The sequence below is a fragment of the Kordia sp. genome, from assembly GCF_050633145.1.
GTDB lineage: Bacteria > Bacteroidota > Bacteroidia > Flavobacteriales > Flavobacteriaceae > Kordia.
The window spans coordinates 23751-44205 of sequence record NZ_JBOEFY010000027.1 but is presented as its reverse complement, the minus strand read 5'-3'; the positions used below and the strand labels follow the sequence as shown (position 1 = coordinate 44205).

The following is a 20455-nucleotide window of genomic DNA, read 5'->3' as shown; positions in this document are numbered from 1 at the left end:
TTAAAATTTTATATCATGAAAAAAAGAAATCTTAAATCATTAGCGCTAAACAAGAAGTCTATTTCTATTCTAAAGCCAGAATCTATAAAAGGAGGAAGACCAGCTCCTTTGGCTTCAGACAGTCCTACGTATTGTCAAACTTGTAAATAATTTATTTTTTAAAAGTGAACTTTGGTCAATCATGATCGGAAGAAAAAATCTTCTGACCATGACTGAGCTTTGGTTCGCTTTTTTTGTGTTAAATACTTCTAAAACATTTTGACATAGCTTCTTGAATTTTAATGAAGACAAATTTGTAGTTTTGCGTCATCAAATAAGAAGCGAAATGCAAACTATCTCGATTGCCATTCACGGAGGCGCAGGAACTTTAGTAAAGGGAATGATGACACCTGAATTAGAAATTCAATACAAAGCGGCTTTGCAAAAAGCATTAGATGCTGGCTATGCGTTATTGGAAGCTGGAAAAACTTCCGTAGAAGCCGTAGAAGAAGCTGTAAAGTTATTGGAAGACTCTCATTTGTTCAATGCTGGAAAGGGAAGTGTGTTTACTGCGGAAGGAACACATGAAATGGACGCAGCTATTATGGAGGGGAAAAGCTTAAATGCAGGTGCAGTTTCGCTCATCACAGGAATTAAAAATCCAGTATGTTTGGCGCGTGATGTGATGGATAAAAGTGAGCATGTGTTTATGGCTGGAGAAGGCGCTATGTTTTTTGCTAAAATGCACGATTATGAAATTGAAGACCCATCGTATTTTTACGATGAATTAAGATATAGTCAATGGCAAGAAATCAAAGATACAGATACTTTTCAGTTAGATCATTCGCTTAAAAAAGATTCAAAATTCGGAACCGTCGGCGCAGTTGCCTGCGATCAAGACGGAAATATTGCTGCAGCAACTTCTACAGGAGGAATGACAAACAAACGTTTTGGCCGTGTAGGTGATTCTCCAATGATTGGTGCAGGAAACTATGCAAACAACGAAACCTGTGCTGTTTCTTGTACGGGAAGTGGCGAATATTTTATTCGTGGCGTTGTGGCGTATGATGTATCTAGCTTGATGGAATATAAAGAGTATTCACTTGAAAAAGCAGCAGATACGGTAATTAACGAGCGTATTCTAAAAATTGGTGGCGATGGCGGATTAATAGCTGTAGATGCCAAAGGAAATATTGCAATGCCTTTTAATACAGAAGGAATGTATAGAGCTTGTAAATCTTCAAACGGAACTGAAGAAGTTTCTATTTATAAAGGTAACTAATATTCACAGTAGCCAAATTTTATGAAACTACTCATTGACTTTATGCTAATTGGAGGAATTGTAATTAACGCCCTGATTCTTCTCATATTATTTAAGTCAAAGAAAAAAGAACTTCCCCAAAAGTTATTAATACTCTTTTTTGGAATTATATTTTTATACATGTTTCATGCGTATGCTGAAGTACATAAAGTTAAGTTGCTCTACATAATTACGTTTATTTTTAATGATACCATAGAACTTTTTATTGGTCCGTTATTATATATATACATAAAATCATTATTTGAAGATCATAAAACACTGCTTAGGAAAAATTGGATTCATTTTATTCCTTTGACTCTATACATAGGCGTAATTAGCATTCCATTTATCATTTCAATTGTAAATAAAAAATTTGTCTTCAATTATTTAAAGGTTTTAAATGATAACAATGCAGTCTTTTTTATGAGTTTGATAGTGTATTTGCTTATCTATTTAGCATTCTCTTTAAAACTGTTTTACAGATATAAAAAAGCAATGGAAGCTAACTTTTCTACAATTTCTGAAACAGATTTTGGTTGGGTAAAACAAATGTTGCTAGGAACATTACTAGTAGCAATATTGGACTTGCTGGGAAGTTGTTATGAAATATATGTAGGCGAAGATGCTATAGATACTAGTTTTATTACGCTAATATTAGTTGTTATATTGATAGGATATTTAGGATACTATGGAGTGCGACAATCTAAAATATTTGTGCCTGATTTTTTGATTCAAGAACCTGTTTCGCAATCAAAAATTGTAGAAAAAAGCAAAGTGACATCAATTGCTGATGAAGAAATGTTTCAAGAATTGCAAATACGATTAGAAAACATTTTTATTTCAGATAAGCCATATTTAGATGAAGCGTTAACATTGAATAAATTGGCACAGATGATTTCAACCACGGATAAAAAACTATCTGGAATGTTGAATCAACATATGAAAATCACTTTTTACGACATCATAAATAAATATCGTGTGGCTGCTGTAAAAGACAAATTAGCTTCAAAAGATTTTGAAAATTATACACTTTTAGGAATTGCATACGAATGTGGATTTAAGTCAAAAACAAGTTTCAACAGAATCTTCAAAAAAGAAACGGGACTTTCTCCATCACAATACAAAAAAGCCAATTTAAGCTAGAAAATAGGTTCCAATAGAAGCATTGGAGCGTTTGGTACACTGTAATGACGTTAGTTTGTGGTAAAAATAAATATCATCAATCTAAAACAAAAACAAGTATCAAATGAAAAAACTGAAGACATTAATTTTTCTAGTAACGATTATTTGCCTTTTAAAATGCAAAAGCAATACACATCAAAAAACGGAAAACAAAACAAGTAAAATTACTGCTACTATAAACGGAACTTGGAAAAGTGTTGGATACGGAAGAATCGTAAACATTACGGATGAAGTTGTATCGTTGTATGATGTAAACAATATAAGTTGCTTGCCATCTGAAGAATTTCCTCGTGAAGCAGCAGAACAGTTTCTTTCGCTAAAACTGAAAAATGAAAACACACTAAAAGTGAAAATGGGCATCACAACCTATGATTTTGTGCGTTTAGAAAAAATGCCTAAAAATTGTACTCCATTAAGTGAAACAGAAAAAAATGATCCCTTATTTAATTTTGAATCATTGTGGCAAACATTTAACGAGCATTACAGCTATTTCAAGGAAAGAAATATTGATTGGAATGCGATGAAATCTAAATATAAAAGCAAACTATCTTCAGAGTCTTCCCCTTTAGAATTGTATGTTGTATTACGAGATATGCTTAAAGAAATGAAAGATGGACATGTTGGAATTCCATTACCAGAAGAGATTGCAGAAGAATATGTAGCGTACAAAAAATCTGAAACTCAAAGCAATCCTAAAAAACAAAGAAGGAAAATTAATTTTGATGAATTTAAATTTGAGCAATTTGGAAAATATGTATCTGATTATAAAACCTACAATTATGGAATACTGAATTGGGGATTGATCAATGAAGATGTTATGTTTCTTCAAATTAATGGAATGATGGGATTTGCTCATTACAATTTAGGTGATGATCCTGAAAAAGCAGAAGCATTGTATGAGCAATATGCTGAGGAAAGTGACAATCAGACACAAGATGAAGTTGATGGCGCAGCATATATTATGGACACTATTTTTCCAGAATTGGCAAAAACAAAAGCGTGTATTATTGATTTACGATTTAATGGTGGAGGAACAGATGAAGTAGCTTTAAAAATACTAAGCTATTTTACAAAAGAAGAAACTACCGTATTTTCAAAGAAAGCATATATCAAAGAAGGAGAATATACTACCGCAAATGTAATTCGTATTTCTCCTGCAAAAAAAGTATTTAATGGAGATTTATATATACTAACAAGTCCATTGTCGGCAAGTGCTACCGAAATATTTGTATTAAGTTCATTGAAAGCTACGCCAAATGCAATTCGAGTTGGTTCTAATACGGAAGGAATTTTTTCTGATATACTAGACAAACAATTGCCAAATGGTTGGAGTTATGGACTGTCAAATGAAATTTATGAAAGCATGGATGGAGTTAATTATGAAAACATTGGAATTCCTGCGCATCATCATATAGAATACAATCGAGAAAGCGGCTATAAATTTGTCAGCAAACTACAAGATCAAAAGAAAGATGAAGCTGTTGAAAAAGTACTCGAACTAGTAAAAGAAAACTAACCTTAAATTAATAAATACATTAGGCGCTACAATGATAAAAGGAACTGTAGTGCCTTTTCCTATTTATAAGAGTGAATCAAAAAAAAGCAAGAGTAAGAAAAGTCTAAAAGCAAAGCGATCTAACATCTAACAGCGTTTACATTGAACAAAGGCGAAGCAACAATTTAGTATCTAAGATCAAAAGAGATTCCTGCCTCCGCAGGAATGACATTGTATAAGAGTTAAGCAAGAGTAAGAAAAATCTAAAAGCAAAGCGATCTAATATCTAACAGCGCAGCGGTCTAACATCTCTTAAATAAAAGGTGCTTCAATCGGTAACACAGAAACAGTACGATTTTTAACATCAAACTTATCTCCGTTAGAAAGTACATGAACTGTCATATTTGCCATAGTCATTGGTGTGCCTTCTTTCAATACTTTTTCGTTATTGTGAGTTAATGTAGCGCCATCAAAAACAATCACCATTCCAGAACCAATTACAGTACAATCGTTTCCGTTCTTAATAATCATTCCTGTATCTTCTGCCAATCCAATTCCGATCAAATTAGGAAATTTAGCCACAGCTTCCGACTGACGACCAAAACGTCCTCTACGGATAAAATGTGTGTCAATAATCAACTCAGGAATCAAGCTTAAACCATGATGCATGCGTACAGCACCTTTAATAAACGATTCCGAAGCGCTTCCACCAGCAATCATTTCATTCGCCATAGCCATGGCACCAGCACTTGTTCCAGCAATAACAAAACCTTCTTCATTTAGGTAACGATCTGTTAAAATTGTATGAATTGTAGTTCCACCAATTTTATTGGCAATCTTAGACTGATCTCCGCCAGAAAACATAATACAATTGGCAGTTTTAATCAGCTCAATAGAAGTAGGCTTCTCAGAATCTTCTTTACTTCTAATATCTAACACCGTAACATTTGTGCAACCTAATTTGTGAAAAGCGTCTAAATAATTCTCTCCAACTTCTACAGGAATACTTGAAGCAGTAGGAATCACCACAATTTTAGCATCAATACCACCAGCTTCTTTTACAACATGAAAAAGAATTCCTTCATCAATAAACTCTAGTGTATACTGTTCATTCTCTTCAATTCCTTTGTCTTCGTTTCCTCCAATTGGAATTAAAGTTCCTTTGATCTGCTGCATGTTATCGTAATTTTTGTGAGTGCAAAAGTAAAATAAATTTCTATCTCTTAACCTTTTTTTAGTGTAATCTTAATCTAAGCCTACAGAATCTGGAAAAGAACGGGTAAATCTGTGAAATTTTTCTATATTTATGACAGAACTTGTTATAAAAACAGTTCTTAGTTAACCAAGCAAACCAAACAACACATGGAAATAAGAAGTATAAACGCTATGCGTGGACCAAATTATTGGTCAGTGAGAAGACATAAATTAATCGTAATGGTGCTAGATCTTCAAGAGATGGAAGAGTATCCAACGAATAAAGTCGATGGTTTTGGAGATCGACTGAAAGCTATGTTTCCTTCCATGTATTCACATAGATGTTCTGAAGGTTGCGAAGGTGGGTTTTTTATGCGTGTTGATGATGGGACTTGGATGGGACATGTCATTGAACATATTGCTTTAGAAATACAAACCTTGGCGGGAATGGACACTGGGTTCGGAAGAACACGTGGTTATGGAGAAGAAGGCGTGTACAACGTAGTATTCTCGTATATGGAAGAAAAAGTAGGACGTTTTGCGGCAAAAGCTGCAGTTCGTATTTGTGAAGCGTTGATTTCTGGAGAAGCATACGATTTAGCAGATGACATTCAGGAAATGCGAGAAATTCGTGAAGAAGCACGTTTAGGACCAAGTACAGGTTCTATTGTTGAAGAAGCAGCAAGCAGAGGAATTCCATGGATCCGATTGAATAAGTATTCATTATGTCAATTAGGATACGGAGCCAATCAAAAACGTATTCAAGCAACTGTAACAAGCGAAACAAGTAATATTGGTGTCGAAATTGCCTGCGATAAAGAAGATACAAAGTATTTACTAGAACAAGCAGAAGTAGAAGTTCCGAGAGGAGACATTATTCGTAGAGAAAGAAGCTTAAAAGGTGCCTGTGATTATGTAGGATATCCATTAGTAATAAAACCAATTAACGGAAATCACGGACGCGGAATTACGGTTGATATCAATACGTATGACGAAGCGGTAGTTGCGTTTAAAGAAGCACAAGAAATATCTCGCTCGGTTATTGTAGAAAAATTTATTACAGGAGAAGATTATCGTCTGCTTGTAATCAATAATAAACTAGTCGCTGCGGCGAAACGTACACCAGCACATGTTGTTGGTGATGGAAAATCGACGATTCAAGAACTGATTGATGAGGTAAATAAAGATGAGCGTAGAGGTTACGGACACGAAAAAGTGTTGACCATGATTAAGGTAAATACACTTACAGAAACCTTAATTGCTGCAAAAGGTTACACCTTAGAAACAGTCTTAGAAAAAGATGAGGTAATGATCTTAAAAGATACAGCAAACCTAAGTACAGGTGGAACTGCTGAAGATGTTACAGATATTGTACATCCAGCAAATGTATTCATGGCAGAACGTATTTCAAAAATTATCGATTTAGATATTTGCGGAATTGACGTGATGACTTCCGATATAAGCAAGCCACTTTCAGAAACTGGCGGAGCTGTCTTAGAAGTAAACGCAGGTCCAGGGTTCCGTATGCACTTAGCACCAACAGAAGGATTGCCAAGAAACGTTGCCGCACCAGTAATAGATAAATTATTTCCTCCGGGATCTACCTCAAGAATTCCGATTGTAGCAATTTCTGGAACAAACGGAAAAACAACGACAACTCGATTAATTGCCCACATGGCAAAAATGAAAGGATATAGAGTTGGATATACTACAAGTGACGGTGTATACATTCAGAATAGATTATTAATGACAGGAGATTGTACAGGACCGGCGAGTACGGAGTTTGTATTAAAAGATCCAACAGTGAACTTTGCAGTCTTAGAATGTGCGCGTGGTGGATTGCTACGAGCAGGTTTAGGATTCAAAAACTGTGATATTGGTATCGTAACTAATGTTGCTGCCGATCATTTAGGATTGAAAGGAATTCATACTGTAGAACAATTGGCAAAAGTAAAAGGAGTAATTCCAGAAACAGTATTGCCAGAAGGAACTGCAATTTTAAATGCTGATGACGATTTGGTATATGCAATGCGTAAAAATGTAGAATGTAATGTGGCGTTATTCTCTTTAGATGAAAACAATCCACGAATCAAAGCCATGCAAAAACGTGGTGGAATCTCTGCAATCTATGAAAACGGATACATCACACTTTGTAGAGGTGAATGGAAAATGCGAATCATCAAAGCCGTAAATGTACCGCTAACATTTGGAGGAAAAGCTACCTTCATGATTCAAAATGTATTGCCAGCGGTGATAACTGCTTATTTAAAAGGATTTACATTAGAAGACATGCGAGCTGCATTGGAAACATTCATTCCATCTGCATCACAAACGCCAGGACGTTTAAATCTATTCAAATTCAAAAACTTCCAGATCTTAGTTGATTATGCACACAATCCAGCAGGGATGCGCGCATTAAAACAATTTGTAGATAACTTAAATGCTTCGGTAAAAGTTGGAATCATTGCAGGAATTGGAGACAGACGTGTAGAAGATAATAATGAAATGGGTGGAATTGCCGCAGAAATGTTTGATGAAGTAATCATTCGTCAAGACAAACGCTTACGCGGGAAAACTGAAGAAGAATTGATTAAAATGTTGAATGATGGAATCAAAATGAAAGATCCAAACAAGAAAACAACGATCATTCCTTCTGAAAAAGAAGCTATTTTGCATGCAGTGAAAAATGCTAAAAAAGGAGCGTTAATTGTTTTATGTAGTGATGTTATTCCAGATGCTTTAGACTTAGTGAAAAAACTAAAAGAAGAGGAAGCAAACGAATTGTATGACTTTACGCCAGACGATATTCCGAATTTGAGCTAACTGATAATAACCTTTTAGTAGTTAATATTCATATAAATTGGTGCGTTTTTATGAACTGTCAACAAATGTATTTTTAATTAGTGTTCAAGAAAAGTACTTTTAGTTCTTACTAAAAAAAAGAATTATGAAATATTTTAAATTATTATTATTAATAGGTTTATTTTTTACTTTTTACAATTGCGCTAATGATGATGATCAAGATGTAAATATAGTATCTGTTGCGGTAGATTTTGAAGTCTTAGGTTGTGATGAAGCTGCTTCTGGAGCTTTTGTAGGAACTATTACGTCAAATTTAACGACACCAATTACATTTTCATTAGAATTGGGGAGTGATAGTAATATGTTTACTATTGATCCAGTAACAGGAGAAATTACAATAGCAACAAGTCTTGATGTCTCAATAGTTGATTTGGAAGGAGTTTATGAACTTACAGTCGTAACACTAAACTCAGATGGTACTATCAATGACACTTATATAGTTACAGTTACTATTTCTAGTACTATTAATGAAGATTTGTCATCTGGTTTGTTAGGATATTATCCTTTCTCTGGAAACGCTAACGATGAAAGTGGTAATGACAACCACGGAGTTGTATATGGAGCTGATTTAACTACAGATGGAGCAAATACAAACGATAATGCTTATCACTTTTCTAACAACAGTTATATAAGTATAGAAAACGTAGCAGCTTTTGATGATTTAAGTGAATTTACACTCTCTGCTTGGGTAAATCCAGACTTCTTAAATGTACATAATAACATAATTTCTAAAGTAACACCTAATAGAGATTTTAACTTACAACTTACAAATGTTGGGATAGATGCTCATTTTGCAGAAGGAAGTACGTACTATAGAGCTTGGTTTAATGATTATACCATAAGTTTAAATACGTGGACGCATATTGTTTCTACTTGGGATGGAACGAATTGGAAAATTTATATAAATGGAGATTTGGTAAAAGTATCAGCAGATTATAATGTAGAGCCATTATGGAATGGTGGATACATGACCATTGGAAATTTGTTGCCTAATTCTCATGAAGGTTTCAATGGAAAAATTGACGATGTAAGAATCTACAATCGAGTACTAACATCATGTGAGATAGACTATTTATCTGAAGAATATACGCTCAATTAAAAGAGTAGCTTTGTCTAAAATAATAAAGAACCTGTAGTTTGTATAATATCTAGCTACAGGTTTTACTGTTAATTGCCTCATAATGTTAAAGTTCCTCTAAAAGAGAAAATCCTTTTGCAGAGAAGAATTAAATTTGTTAAAATTTAATAAATGCTACGATTTATAATTCCCATCGTTCTAGTATTCATTCTAGAACTGTATACTTTCTTTTCCATTCGTACACTAACAAGTAATAAATTTATCCTTATTGGTTTTTGGATTTTTATGGTGTTGGTATATGGATTCTTTTTCTATCAAATGAGCGGTTCACAACGTGCGGGACGTTTCAATATGAGTACTGGGTATGCCATTGCAATGTTGCTTACGCTCACAGTGCCAAAACTATTTGTATTTGCTATTTTATTTATAGAAGACATCTTCCGATTTTTCGTCGGTTTATTTAATTACTTTCAACAAACAGGAACAATTTCAGAAGCCTTACCTGGCAGAAGAAAATTTATCAGCCAACTAGCACTTGGAATTGCGGCGATTCCTTTCGCAGGATTTCTATACGGAGTTTTTAAAGGTAGATATGACTTTAGAGTCATCAAGCATACGATGTTTTTTGACGATCTTCCAGAAGCGTTTGATGGCTATAAACTCACGCAAATTTCAGACATTCATGCAGGAAGTTTTGACAACAAAGAAAAAGTTGAATATGCAGTCGATTTAATCAACGAACAAAAAAGTGATGTCATTCTCTTTACTGGCGATATTGTAAATGCTGTGGCAGAAGAAATGCATCCTTGGATTGATACGTTTAAACGGATGGAAGCAAAAGATGGTTTGTATTCTGTGCTAGGGAATCACGATTATGGTTTTTATGCGTATAAGACGAAAAAGGAAATTCAGGAAAATCATAAAAAAATAGAAGAAGTACATAAAGCTGTTGGTTTTAATTTATTGCAGAACGATAAAAAAACCTTAGAACGAAATGGTGAAAAGCTACATATTTTAGGTGTTGAAAATTGGGGTGCATCTAGTCACTTTCCAAAAAAAGGAAGTCTAAAACAAGCAACAGAATGTGTAGAAGATGGAGAATTCAATATTTTGCTTTCGCATGATCCTTCACATTTTGATTACAAAAAAATGGACATGCCAAAAGATAAAAACGGGAAAGATGTCATTCGTCCAACTGATATCGTTGATGAATCTAATATTATTGATTTCGATAAAAAAATTCAATTAACACTTGCTGGACATACGCACGGAATGCAGTTTGGAATTGAAATTCCGTTTTTAAACTTTAAATGGAGTCCTGTAAAATACAGATATCCACGCTGGGCAGGTTTGTATGAAGAAGCTGGAAAATACCTGCATGTAAACCGCGGATTTGGTGTATTGGCGTTTCCTGGACGTGTTGGAATTTGGCCAGAAATTACAGTGATAGAGTTGAAAAAACGTAAGAAAGTGGCATAATCGCAAGAAAATAGTACATTTGTAATAGAGGGTTGCTGCTTTTTTAGTTAAAAATATAGTGATCTAATAAAAATAAAAACATTCGCTTATGTCTAAATTTGGTGAATTAATTAGTGCAAATATTCCAATTCTGTTAGATTTTTACACAGAATGGAATGAGCAATCTAAAGCAATGCATGCTGTGTTACGTGACGTAGCAGCAGCTGTTGGCGATAGTGCCAAAGTTATAAAAATAGACGTTGATAAAAACAAAGAATTAGCTGAAGCTTTACGCGTTAAAGGACTTCCAACATTAATGATCTACAAAAGTGGAGAAATGGTGTGGAGACAAAGCGGAGAGCAAGATGCCAATACTTTGATCGGATTAATTTCTGAATACGTTTAAAAAGGGATACGCTCAAACGTATAGCCCAATTCATGAAAATGCTTCAATACTTTTGGAAGCACATATTGTAGTTTGTTAGATGCTTTCAAACTGTCGTGAAACACAATAATGCTTCCTGCTTCTGTATTGTCAATTACATTTGAAAGGCATTTTTCAGGTGATAAACTTTTGTCAAAATCACCGCTCAATACATCCCACATAATAATTTTATAGCCTAATTTTTTAAGTCTTTTAGAAAGTTGAGGTGTAATTTTACCGTATGGCGGACGAAATAGAAGTGGAGTCGCTTCCGCTGAATTATCTAAATTGTTTTCTATTGTTTTTTGTGCATGAATTGTATCTGCAATGTAAGTTGCTTTAGAAGCGTTCCAGCCGTTTACATGATGTTGCGTGTGGTTACCAATAGCATGTCCGTTTTTAATGAGCTCCTTAAAGATTTCGGGGTGTTTCTGTACATTATCTCCAATGCAAAAAAAAGTTGCCTTCGCGTCATAAGTGGCAAGTTGTTCCAAAACCCAAGGCGTAACATCAGGGATTGGTCCATCATCAAAAGTAAGGAAGAGTTGTTTCTTAGAAACTGAAAACTCCCAAACTAGTGATGGAAATAACCATTTAACGAGCTTGGGAGTTTTTGCAGTATACAATTTCATCAGAGCAGTGTTATATTACTCTCCATTGAAGCTTCTGAAAATTGGTCCGAATTCGGCAGCATACTGTTGGAGAATTTCCAATTCTTTCTCTAATAACTCATCTTGATCGTTGATTTCTAACAACTCTGTTAAGCTCTTATATTTCTGCAAATTCATATAAATATCATCAACCTCTCTATACTTCTGACTCAAAGAAACTCCTTTGTAATAATCTAGATATTCAAGATACTTTGTTTTTATCGCATTGTATTGTTCAAGTGCTTTTTCAGTCTTTCCAATCTTGAAATAACCATCAATAAACGGTTCGTTCAATCCGTAGAAATCAAAATACTTTACAGGCATTTTTTCAAAAGCTAAGTCGATTACATTTTCTGCTTTATCATTTTTACCTTCAATAATTAATTGTTCTATTAATTTAGATAAATTCAATCGGTACGAAATACTTTGACGTCGCGTTTGCGGATCGTGATAAATATCGTCGCTTCCAGAATTCCCCCAATCCCACTTCATAACATTCTTATACATCAGTTCAGAATTCACGCGTCCCATATCAAGTTCATTCGGAAATTCTGTCTTTATAGGGATTAGTTTATAGACCAAGCCATCTAGTTGAAGATAATCTTTCATCCAAATATATTCGGCTTTATCAAAACTTCCACCGGTAAAGTAAATTGGACGTTTCCAATCGTTTTGATTTAAGATATCAAGCATCATCAAGCTATTCTTATAAATCGCAGATTTTGGCAATTCGATATCTATATAATCTACTATCTTATCGTAATCTTTTGGGTCAACATACTTCTTCGCATTTTCCTTATTTACAGGAACACGCACTTTATTTACAGGATAATAAATAACGTTTCGTTGACTTTCTGGTATTTCTTCTTGATATTGATATAATTCGTCAACTACGTATCCGTATTTTGACTCTTTTTTACCATCTAACACCCAATTCATAAAACGATCTAATTCCCAAACGGTACTATCTGGATACTTAGGATTAGGATGGTAACGAATATAATTTCGTGTTCCATGTTTGTATTGGTCATGTATCATTTCTGATGGAACAGCTTCGCTCTTATAAGCTTTGCGTTTCATTTGATCTATATACCAATCTGTTCCTAATAAACTGGTGTTAATTGTTCGTACGTCAGTTCTATATTCTTCTACATCTTGTGCATACCAAAGTGCAAACGTATCATTATCACCAATGGTGAAAATCATAGCGCCAACATCTTCTTGAATAGAATTTAAATAAGCTTTTGCGGTAGATTGTGCAGTATAACGATTTGATCTGTCATGATCGTCCCAGTTTTGACTTGCCATTAATACAGGAACTGCTAACAATGCAATAACGGTTAGTGAACCTGCTACAGCGGTTCTATTAGCAACATAAGATTTTATGGTGTCAAACAATGCGTAGACGCCATATCCAATCCACATGGCAAACACATAAAACGATCCTACTAAGGCATAATCTCGTTCTCTAGGTTCAAAAGGACGTTCGTTTAAGTATAGTTTCAAGGCTAATCCTGTAAACATAAAGAATACAAACAACACCCAAAACTGTTTTTGACCACGAGTTAATAAAAATACAAACCCAAAAATTCCAAAAAGTAATGGTAAAAAGTAGTATGTATTTCGTGCCTTATTATTCAAAACATCCGATGGAAGATTGTCTTGTGATCTTCCTAAATGCAATTCATCAATAAGCTTAATTCCGCTGAGCCAATTTCCATGATTGTCAAGTTTTCCTTGAATATCATCTTGTCTTCCAACAAAGTTCCACATGAAATAACGCCAATACATGTGCCCCATTTGGTAATTGATTAAGTAATCAATGTTTTGTAGTAATGATGGAGGCTCAACTATAATAACATCTGATTTTATATATTCTATAAACTCTTCCGCGGTGACGGCATTTCGTTCTATTTTTATTCGGAGTGAATCAACAAAATCTACAGCTCTAGGATCTCTACTAAATCTCGGATTTATTTCAAAATCTAGCAATCCGCTATATTCCATATAATTTTCTGCATGTTCGGAACTCCACATTCGTGGTAAAAAACCTCTGTGGTTGCTATCAGAATTCTGTCTAGCACCTTTCCATTGATTTACAATTACATATTTTCCTAAATTGTAATCACGCTCATATTTTGGTTTATCGTCAACATACGGTTCTTCTGCATCAAGTCCGCCATAAATATCCGTATACATTGGTCCATACAACAAATGTGTTTCTGGATATTGTTCTAAGTTATAATATGCTAAGAGCGAACGCGCATCTGAAGGGTTATTTTCATTAATAATTGTATTTGCGTTGGCACGAATTGGAATCATCAACCAAGTAGAAAATCCTATTAAAATGTAAATAGTACAAAGTAGAATAGTGTTTAGTAATGGTAAATTTTTCTTTCGAGTATAATTTAAACCATAATAAAAACCACCAATAACCAATAGTGCAGCTATAATAGAACCTGAGTTGAAAGGCATTCCAAACGTATTCACAAAAAATACTTCCAAATATCCAAATAGGCGTAAAGCATTAGGTAGTAATAGCTTAAAAATAAACAATAAAACTCCAATAGAAACTACATTGGCGACTATAAAATTCTGAATTGTAACTACTTTATAATTCTTAAAGAAATAAATCATTCCAATTGCAGGAATGGTTAATAATCCCATAAAGTGTACTCCAAAAGAAAGCCCAACAACCAATGAAATTAAAATCAACCATTTATTCCCACGTGGTGTGTGCATTTCGTCTGCCCAGCGTAAAGCTAACCAAAACAGTACAGACATAATACAAATTGCCATTGCATACACTTCTGCTTCTACAGCACTGAACCAAAAACTATCTGAAAATGTAAATGCTAACGAACCTACTAAACCACTTCCTAAAACAGCAATTTTCTTTGCCATTGTAAACTCTGGAGCTTCTTCGTTTTCATTTCTTCTTTTCAGTGCCATCTTACGCACTAAGTTGGTAATAGACCAAAACATGAATAAAATAGTAAACGCACTTGAAAATACCGACAGGTAATTTACCATTTTGGCAATCTCTTCCTGTGCAGTTGCAAAGGTGGCAAAAATAGCACCCATCATTTGGAAAAATGGTGCTCCTGGCGGATGTCCTACCTGAAGTTTTGCAGAAGTTGCTATATACTCGGCACAATCCCAGTAACTTGCTGTAGGTTCTACAGTTAAGCTAAAAGTGATAAGTGCTATTAAAAAAACTATCCATCCTAAGATGATGTTCCATTTTTTAAAGTTCAGAGACGTCATGAAATTCCTTTTAATAAGACTAACGGCGAATTTAAGAATTTATAATGTACCAAGTGTGTTTTTTTGGAAAACGTTAAGAAAACCACAATCTAAAGCCAAAATTTAACGCTTATGTATTTTTTTCACTGCTAATCATAGTAATTATTACTTTTAAAAATAAGTATTAACATAAAAACAATTAGTTATGAAAAAGCAATTTGGAAAATTAGAGTTAAAAAAGAAAAGTATTGTCGATTTAAATACTTTAAAAACAACAGTAGGTGGAAATGGACTTACAAATCCTGAAAGAGAATGTAAAACAACGCCAGTTTGGTGTAAAGTTAAGACAGAAATTGGTTGTCCAAAACCACCAGTTATTAAGTCATTAGGCTGCTAATAGGAATTTTTAAAATCAATTTTTATTTGATGTAACAATGAGAACGAGATAAATTTTAAAATTTGTCTCGTTTTTTTTATTAAAATGTTTGCACTTGTCAAACTTTGTTTTAAATTTGCAACCGCATTACACAATTGGCCCATGGTGTAACTGGCAACACGTCTGGTTTTGGTCCAGAAGAGTCTAGGTTCGAGCCCTAGTGGGCCAACAAAGCTCCTCTCATATTGAGAGGAGCTTTTTTATTTTTTTGGTATTTCTATGATTTACAAAGTTTAGGCGAGAAGTTTATGTCGAGCCATGTCGAGATAAGCCCTAGTGGGCCAACAAAAGTCCCTTTCAATATGAAAGGGGCTTTTTTATTTGTATTATTTTCTTTTTTCTATTTGCCTCCAAAGTGCAGTCACATAAATTTCTTCAGTAGTTTATCTCAAAGTCCTTCAATATTTTAAATCGCTCTACCAGCATTTTTTTAGTGTAAAGCTTCAAAAAAAACACCCTTTTAATCAATTTTTTCAGGACTATTTGTTAAAATTTTAAATTCACTAAACTTTAAATAGTTGATAATTAGTATTTTATGTTTTTTAAATGTTAATATTGATATTCTTATATGCAATGTTAATAGTAATACTATTATATTTGCGTTCGTTAATATTAAAAGTGACTTTTTTATATGTGAAAAAACAGTAAAAGACAACACTTTTTTAAAGTATATACTATGGCAAATACACAATTATCACCTTGGCAGCGTTTTGTTGGCTTGCTTCAATTAGAGAAGAAGGATATTCTTCAAATTCTCTATTATGCCGTTTTTGCGGGAATTGTAGCATTGTCGTTACCGCTGGGAATTCAGTCCATAATAAATTTAATACAAGGAGCGCAAGTATCAACTTCATGGGTTGTGCTTGTCATATTAGTTACGCTAGGAGTTGTGTTCTCTGGAGCATTACAGTTAATGCAATTGAGAATTATTGAAACCATTCAACAACGTATTTTTATGCGTGCTTCTTTTGAGTTGAGTTATCGCTTTCCAAAAATCAGAATGGACGAGTTACGTAATTACTATCCGCCAGAGTTAGCAAACAGATTCTTTGATACCTTAACAATTCAAAAAGGACTTTCTAAAATATTGATTGATGTGCCATCCGCTTTGCTGCAAATTTTATTTGCGTTGATCTTATTATCATTCTACCATCCATTTTTTATCATTTTCGGGGTATTGTTAGTTGCGCTCATCTTTGTGGCATTCAAATACACTGCAAAAAGAGGTTTGCAAACAAGCTTAGACGAATCTAAAAACAAATATAAAGTTGCACACTGGATTCAGGAAGTAGCCAGAACAATGGTAAGTTTTAAACTCTCAGGAAATACAAGTCTAGCATTAAAAAAGAACGATGTATTGGTAGAAGAATATCTAAAAGCACGAGAAAGTCACTTTCGTGTATTGGTGTTGCAGTACATTCAAATGATATCTTTTAAAGTATTGGTAACAGCTTCATTGTTATTAATTGGTGGTGCTTTGGTATTGAATCAGGAAATGAATATTGGGCAATTTGTTGCAGCAGAAATTATCATTCTATTAGTTATCGGTTCTGTAGAGAAATTAATTGTTGGTTTAGAATCTTTCTATGACGTATTAACCTCTATTGAAAAATTGGGACAAGTAGTTGATAAGGGTTTAGAGCAGCAAGATGGTGAAGAGCCAAACTTTGCAAAAGAAATGAACATTGAGCTTGATAAGGTTGCTTACGGAGTACACAATAGAGAAAAATCAATTTTGAATAATATCTCTTTTAAAATCACGCCGAAAAGCCGAATCCTTATTCAGGGTGAAAGTGGTTCTGGAAAATCGAGTTTGTTAAGAACTATTGCGGGTGTTATTGCGCCAACAGCTGGAAGTATTTATGTGAATTCGTATGCGATGGAAAGTTTGCATCTAAATCATTACCGATCGCATTTAGGATTATCACTTTCTGAAGAAACACCATTTGAAGGAACAATTCGAGAAAACCTAGCATTTGGAAACGAAGATGTATCTGACGAATCTATTTTTTGGGCATTGGACAAAGTTGGACTCACACAATTTATAAAAGAACAGCCGCAAGGATTGAAAACTATTTTAAATCCGGAAGGGAAACAGATTTCATATAACATTTCTAAGAAAATAGTATTGGCAAGAGCAATTATCAAAAAGCCAAAAATATTAATTCTGGAAGATCCATTAGATCAATTTAATGTAGATGAAAGCAATAAGATTATTGACTTTATAACGGACGAGAAAAATCCGTGGGCATTAATTGTTGTCAGTAGCAACGAACGCTGGAAAACACATTGTGGAGAATTGATTACACTAGAAAAAGGAGAAATTAAAAAATAACAGACATGCTAAACATTTCAAACAATCAGCTAAATAAAAAGGTGAAACTTACGGAGTACGCATCGGGAAAGCGTGTCTTTAATAAAAAATATTACAAGCAGTTAAATAGGTTCTTATTTGTATTTGCAGTAATTGTAATTATTATATTATTTCTTCCGTGGACACAAAACATTTCTGGACAAGGGCAAGTAACTACATTACGACCAGATCAACGTCCGCAAACCATTCAATCACAAATTCCAGGGCGAATTGAACAATGGTATGTGCGAGAAGGTGACTCGATTCATAAAGGAGATACCATTTTAAAAATATCAGAAGTAAAAAGTGAATATTTTGACAATAAATTGGTGGAAAGAACTGGCGATCAAATCAAAGCGAAATCTTCTTCGGTAACTGCCTATAAAGGTAAAATCAGTGCGTTGGAACGTCAAGTGAGTGCTTTGTTGCGCGAAAGAGATTTAAAATTAGAGCAAACAGAAAACAAGCTTTTGCAAGCACAACTAAAAATTAAAGGAGATAGTATTGATGTAGAAGCAGCGCGTATAAATGAAGAAATTGCACAGCGTCAGTATGACCGAACGGCAACTTTGGAAAAAGAAGGTCTAAAAGCGGTAAAAGATGTAGAGGAAAAGCGTTTAAAACTGCAAGAAACTCAGGCGAAACTCATTTCAATAGAAAATAAGTACTTGGCAAATAAAAATAACATCATCAATGCGAAAATAGAATTGTCGCGCACCAAAGCGGCGTATGCAGATAAAGTTTCAAAAGCGCAAAGTAATATGTTTACGGCACAATCGAGTCAATTTGATACAGAAGCACAAGTAACTAAGCTAGAAAATCAGTACACAAATTACAAAGTAAGAAGCGAGTTATTATACATTTTAGCGCCGCAAGATGGTTTTATCAACAAAGCTTTAAAAGGTGGAATTGGAGAAACGTTCAAGGCGGGCGAGAAATTGGTAAGTATTATGCCTGCGAAGTACGAATTGGCTGTAGAAAGTTATGTGCGTCCAATTGATTTACCACTAATTCATATCGGCGAAAAAGTACGTGTGCAGTTTGATGGTTGGCCAGCAATAGTATTCAGTGGATGGCCAAATGTTTCTTACGGAACCTATGGAGCAAAAGTGGTTGCTGTTGAAAATTTCATCAGTGAAAACGGTAAATACAGAATATTGCTTGCACCAGATGAAAACGATCATAAATGGCCAACAGCAATTCGTGTAGGTTCAGGAGCAAAAACAATTGCCTTATTAAATGATGTGCCGATTTGGTTTGAGCTTTGGCGACAACTAAATAGTTTTCCTCCAAATTACTATCAGCCAAAAGGCAAAAACAATTCAATTAAGAAAAAGTAATTATGAGATATATTTTTCTGTTCCTTATTTTTCTTTTCAGTGGAAATGTCACTGCTCAAATTGATAATCCGTTAGATTCATTATTGTCTTTAGATGAATATCTTGGCTATGTAAAAACGTATCATCCTATTGTGAAACAGGCAAATTTGATCATTAACGAAAGTGAAGCCAAATTGTTAAAAGCGCGTGGTGCGTTTGATCCGAAATTGGAAGTCGATTATGATCGCAAGAAATTCAAAAACACAGAATACTACGATAAACTCAATGCAACATTTAAAATTCCAACCTGGTATGGTGTAGAATTTAAAGCAAACTTTGAAGAAAACACTGGTGAGTTCTTAAATCCAGAATTTAGTGTACCAACTGATGGTTTGTACAGCGCAGGAGTTTCCGTGTCTTTAGCAAAAGGATTGTTGATTAATGAGCGAATGGCAATGTTGAAACAAGCAAAACTATTCACACGGCAAGCACAAGCAGATCAGCAGTTGTTAGTCAATGAAATTTTGTATGAAGCATCAATTACATATTTTAAATGGTTAAAATCGTTTCGAAATCGTGAAGTGTATCAATCGTTTCTATCCAATGCGACATTGCGTTTTAATGGAATCAAAAGAAGTTATCGAGAAGGTGAAAGAGCTGCAATTGATACGCTAGAAGCACGATTAACCTTAAATACACGAAAACTCGATTTAGAAAAAGCGCGCATCAAGTATATAAAATCGTCATTAGAATTGTCTAATTTTTTATGGTTGAATAATGATACGCCTGTAGAATTGCGTTCATCAATTCAGCCAGATACGACAACGTTCAATCGCATTGACGATATTTTAAACGTAACTGGGTTTGATAGTGAAGATTTTGATGTAGAAGCGCATCCTAAAATTCAATCGCTCAGTTTAAAATATGAAAGTCTATTGCTCAACAAGCGTTTAAAGCAAAACAATCTATTGCCAAAAATAGATCTGCAGTACAACTTTTTATCGCAAACACCTGATGAAACAGGAACGTTTAACACACAGAATTACAAAGCAGGACTCAGCATAAGTGTTCCATTATTCTTACGAAAAGAACGTGGAGATTTGCGCTTGGCAAAACTAAAACTGCAAGATGTCGAATTTGAACGCACAACAACACGTGTCAATCTAAAAAACAAAATTGATGCAGTTTCGCAAGAAATAGAATCCTATCAAATCCAAAACCAACTCACACAAGAATTGGTAAATGATTATGAAGTGATGCTCAAAGCGGAAGAGCGTAAATTCTTTTTGGGAGAAAGTTCGTTATTCTTAGTTAATTCGCGCGAAGCAAAACTCATAGAAAACAAAATAAAAGCTATTGATTTGGAGAATAAATACTTTACTACCAAAGCCAATTTGTTCAATATTATGGCGAATGTGTTGTAATTTGAATATATAAATCCCAATCGAGTTTGATTGGGATTTATATATATAGATTAAT

15 protein-coding genes and 1 tRNA gene are annotated in these 20455 nt (G+C 34.1%); 13 read left to right on the top strand and 3 right to left on the bottom strand.

Annotated elements, in window-relative coordinates; translation table 11 throughout:
* The first annotated feature begins 15 nt into the window (after nt 1–15).
* The 4 genes from ACRBBL_RS14415 to ACRBBL_RS14400 all read left to right on the top strand — a co-directional run bounded on the left by ACRBBL_RS14415 (nt 16) and on the right by ACRBBL_RS14400 (nt 3977).
* Entirely contained in the window at nt 16–150 is a 135-nt protein-coding gene (locus ACRBBL_RS14415; RefSeq protein WP_431369771.1) for a hypothetical protein, read from the top strand.
* A 175-nt stretch (nt 151–325) separates the two neighbouring features.
* Complete coding sequence (locus tag ACRBBL_RS14410) at nt 326–1261, top strand: isoaspartyl peptidase/L-asparaginase family protein (RefSeq protein ID WP_431369770.1); 936 nt, start codon at nt 326–328, stop codon at nt 1259–1261.
* A gap of 21 nt (nt 1262–1282) precedes the next feature.
* Nucleotides 1283–2422: a helix-turn-helix domain-containing protein gene (locus ACRBBL_RS14405; protein WP_431369769.1), complete on the top strand. Its 1140-nt coding sequence runs from the start codon at nt 1283–1285 to the stop codon at nt 2420–2422.
* A 103-nt stretch (nt 2423–2525) separates the two neighbouring features.
* The gene (locus ACRBBL_RS14400; protein WP_431369768.1) at nt 2526–3977 is read left to right on the top strand and encodes a S41 family peptidase; all 1452 of its coding nucleotides are present in this window, start codon (nt 2526–2528) and stop codon (nt 3975–3977) included.
* A 291-nt stretch (nt 3978–4268) separates the two neighbouring features.
* Here ACRBBL_RS14400 and ACRBBL_RS14395 read toward each other — a convergent pair whose 3' ends face one another.
* Nucleotides 4269–5132: a cyanophycinase gene (locus tag ACRBBL_RS14395; protein ID WP_431369767.1), complete on the bottom strand. Its 864-nt coding sequence runs from the start codon at nt 5130–5132 to the stop codon at nt 4269–4271.
* Nucleotides 5133–5318: 186 nt separating this feature from the next.
* Here ACRBBL_RS14395 and cphA point away from each other — a divergent pair, with 186 nt between their 5' ends.
* The 4 genes from cphA to ACRBBL_RS14375 all read left to right on the top strand — a co-directional run bounded on the left by cphA (nt 5319) and on the right by ACRBBL_RS14375 (nt 10954).
* Entirely contained in the window at nt 5319–7973 is a 2655-nt protein-coding gene (gene cphA / locus ACRBBL_RS14390; protein ID WP_431369766.1) for a cyanophycin synthetase, read from the top strand.
* Nucleotides 7974–8097: 124 nt separating this feature from the next.
* Complete coding sequence (locus tag ACRBBL_RS14385) at nt 8098–9111, top strand: LamG-like jellyroll fold domain-containing protein (protein WP_431369765.1); 1014 nt, start codon at nt 8098–8100, stop codon at nt 9109–9111.
* Between the two features lie 150 nt (nt 9112–9261).
* Nucleotides 9262–10569, top strand: coding sequence for a metallophosphoesterase (locus tag ACRBBL_RS14380; protein WP_431369764.1), 1308 nt, complete (start codon nt 9262–9264; stop codon nt 10567–10569).
* 88 nt (nt 10570–10657) lie between these two features.
* The gene (locus tag ACRBBL_RS14375; RefSeq protein WP_431369763.1) at nt 10658–10954 is read left to right on the top strand and encodes a thioredoxin family protein; all 297 of its coding nucleotides are present in this window, start codon (nt 10658–10660) and stop codon (nt 10952–10954) included.
* Here ACRBBL_RS14375 and ACRBBL_RS14370 read toward each other — a convergent pair.
* Nucleotides 10951–11604 carry a polysaccharide deacetylase family protein gene (locus tag ACRBBL_RS14370; protein WP_431369762.1) on the bottom strand — a complete coding sequence of 218 codons (654 nt, stop codon included), beginning with the start codon at nt 11602–11604 and terminating at the stop codon, nt 10951–10953. The genes ACRBBL_RS14375 and ACRBBL_RS14370 overlap by 4 nt on opposite strands.
* Nucleotides 11605–11619: 15 nt before the next feature.
* Complete coding sequence (locus tag ACRBBL_RS14365; protein WP_431369761.1) at nt 11620–14889, bottom strand: protein O-mannosyl-transferase family; 3270 nt, start codon at nt 14887–14889, stop codon at nt 11620–11622.
* 184 nt (nt 14890–15073) lie between these two features.
* Here ACRBBL_RS14365 and ACRBBL_RS14360 point away from each other — a divergent pair, with 184 nt between their 5' ends.
* The 5 genes from ACRBBL_RS14360 (at nt 15074) to ACRBBL_RS14340 (ending at nt 20400) form a co-directional block, all read left to right on the top strand.
* Nucleotides 15074–15265, top strand: coding sequence for a hypothetical protein (locus tag ACRBBL_RS14360; protein WP_431369760.1), 192 nt, complete (start codon nt 15074–15076; stop codon nt 15263–15265).
* Between the two features lie 135 nt (nt 15266–15400).
* Nucleotides 15401–15473 (top strand) — tRNA-Gln (locus ACRBBL_RS14355).
* 507 nt (nt 15474–15980) lie between these two features.
* Nucleotides 15981–17639, top strand: a complete 1659-nt coding sequence (locus ACRBBL_RS14350; RefSeq protein ID WP_431369759.1) for a peptidase domain-containing ABC transporter — start codon at nt 15981–15983, stop codon at nt 17637–17639.
* A 5-nt stretch (nt 17640–17644) separates the two neighbouring features.
* Nucleotides 17645–18997: an HlyD family secretion protein gene (locus ACRBBL_RS14345; RefSeq protein ID WP_431369758.1), complete on the top strand. Its 1353-nt coding sequence runs from the start codon at nt 17645–17647 to the stop codon at nt 18995–18997.
* A 2-nt stretch (nt 18998–18999) separates the two neighbouring features.
* Nucleotides 19000–20400 (top strand): TolC family protein, encoded by a 1401-nt coding sequence (locus ACRBBL_RS14340; protein ID WP_431369757.1) that lies wholly within the window; start codon nt 19000–19002, stop codon nt 20398–20400.
* Nucleotides 20401–20455 lie beyond the last annotated feature (55 nt).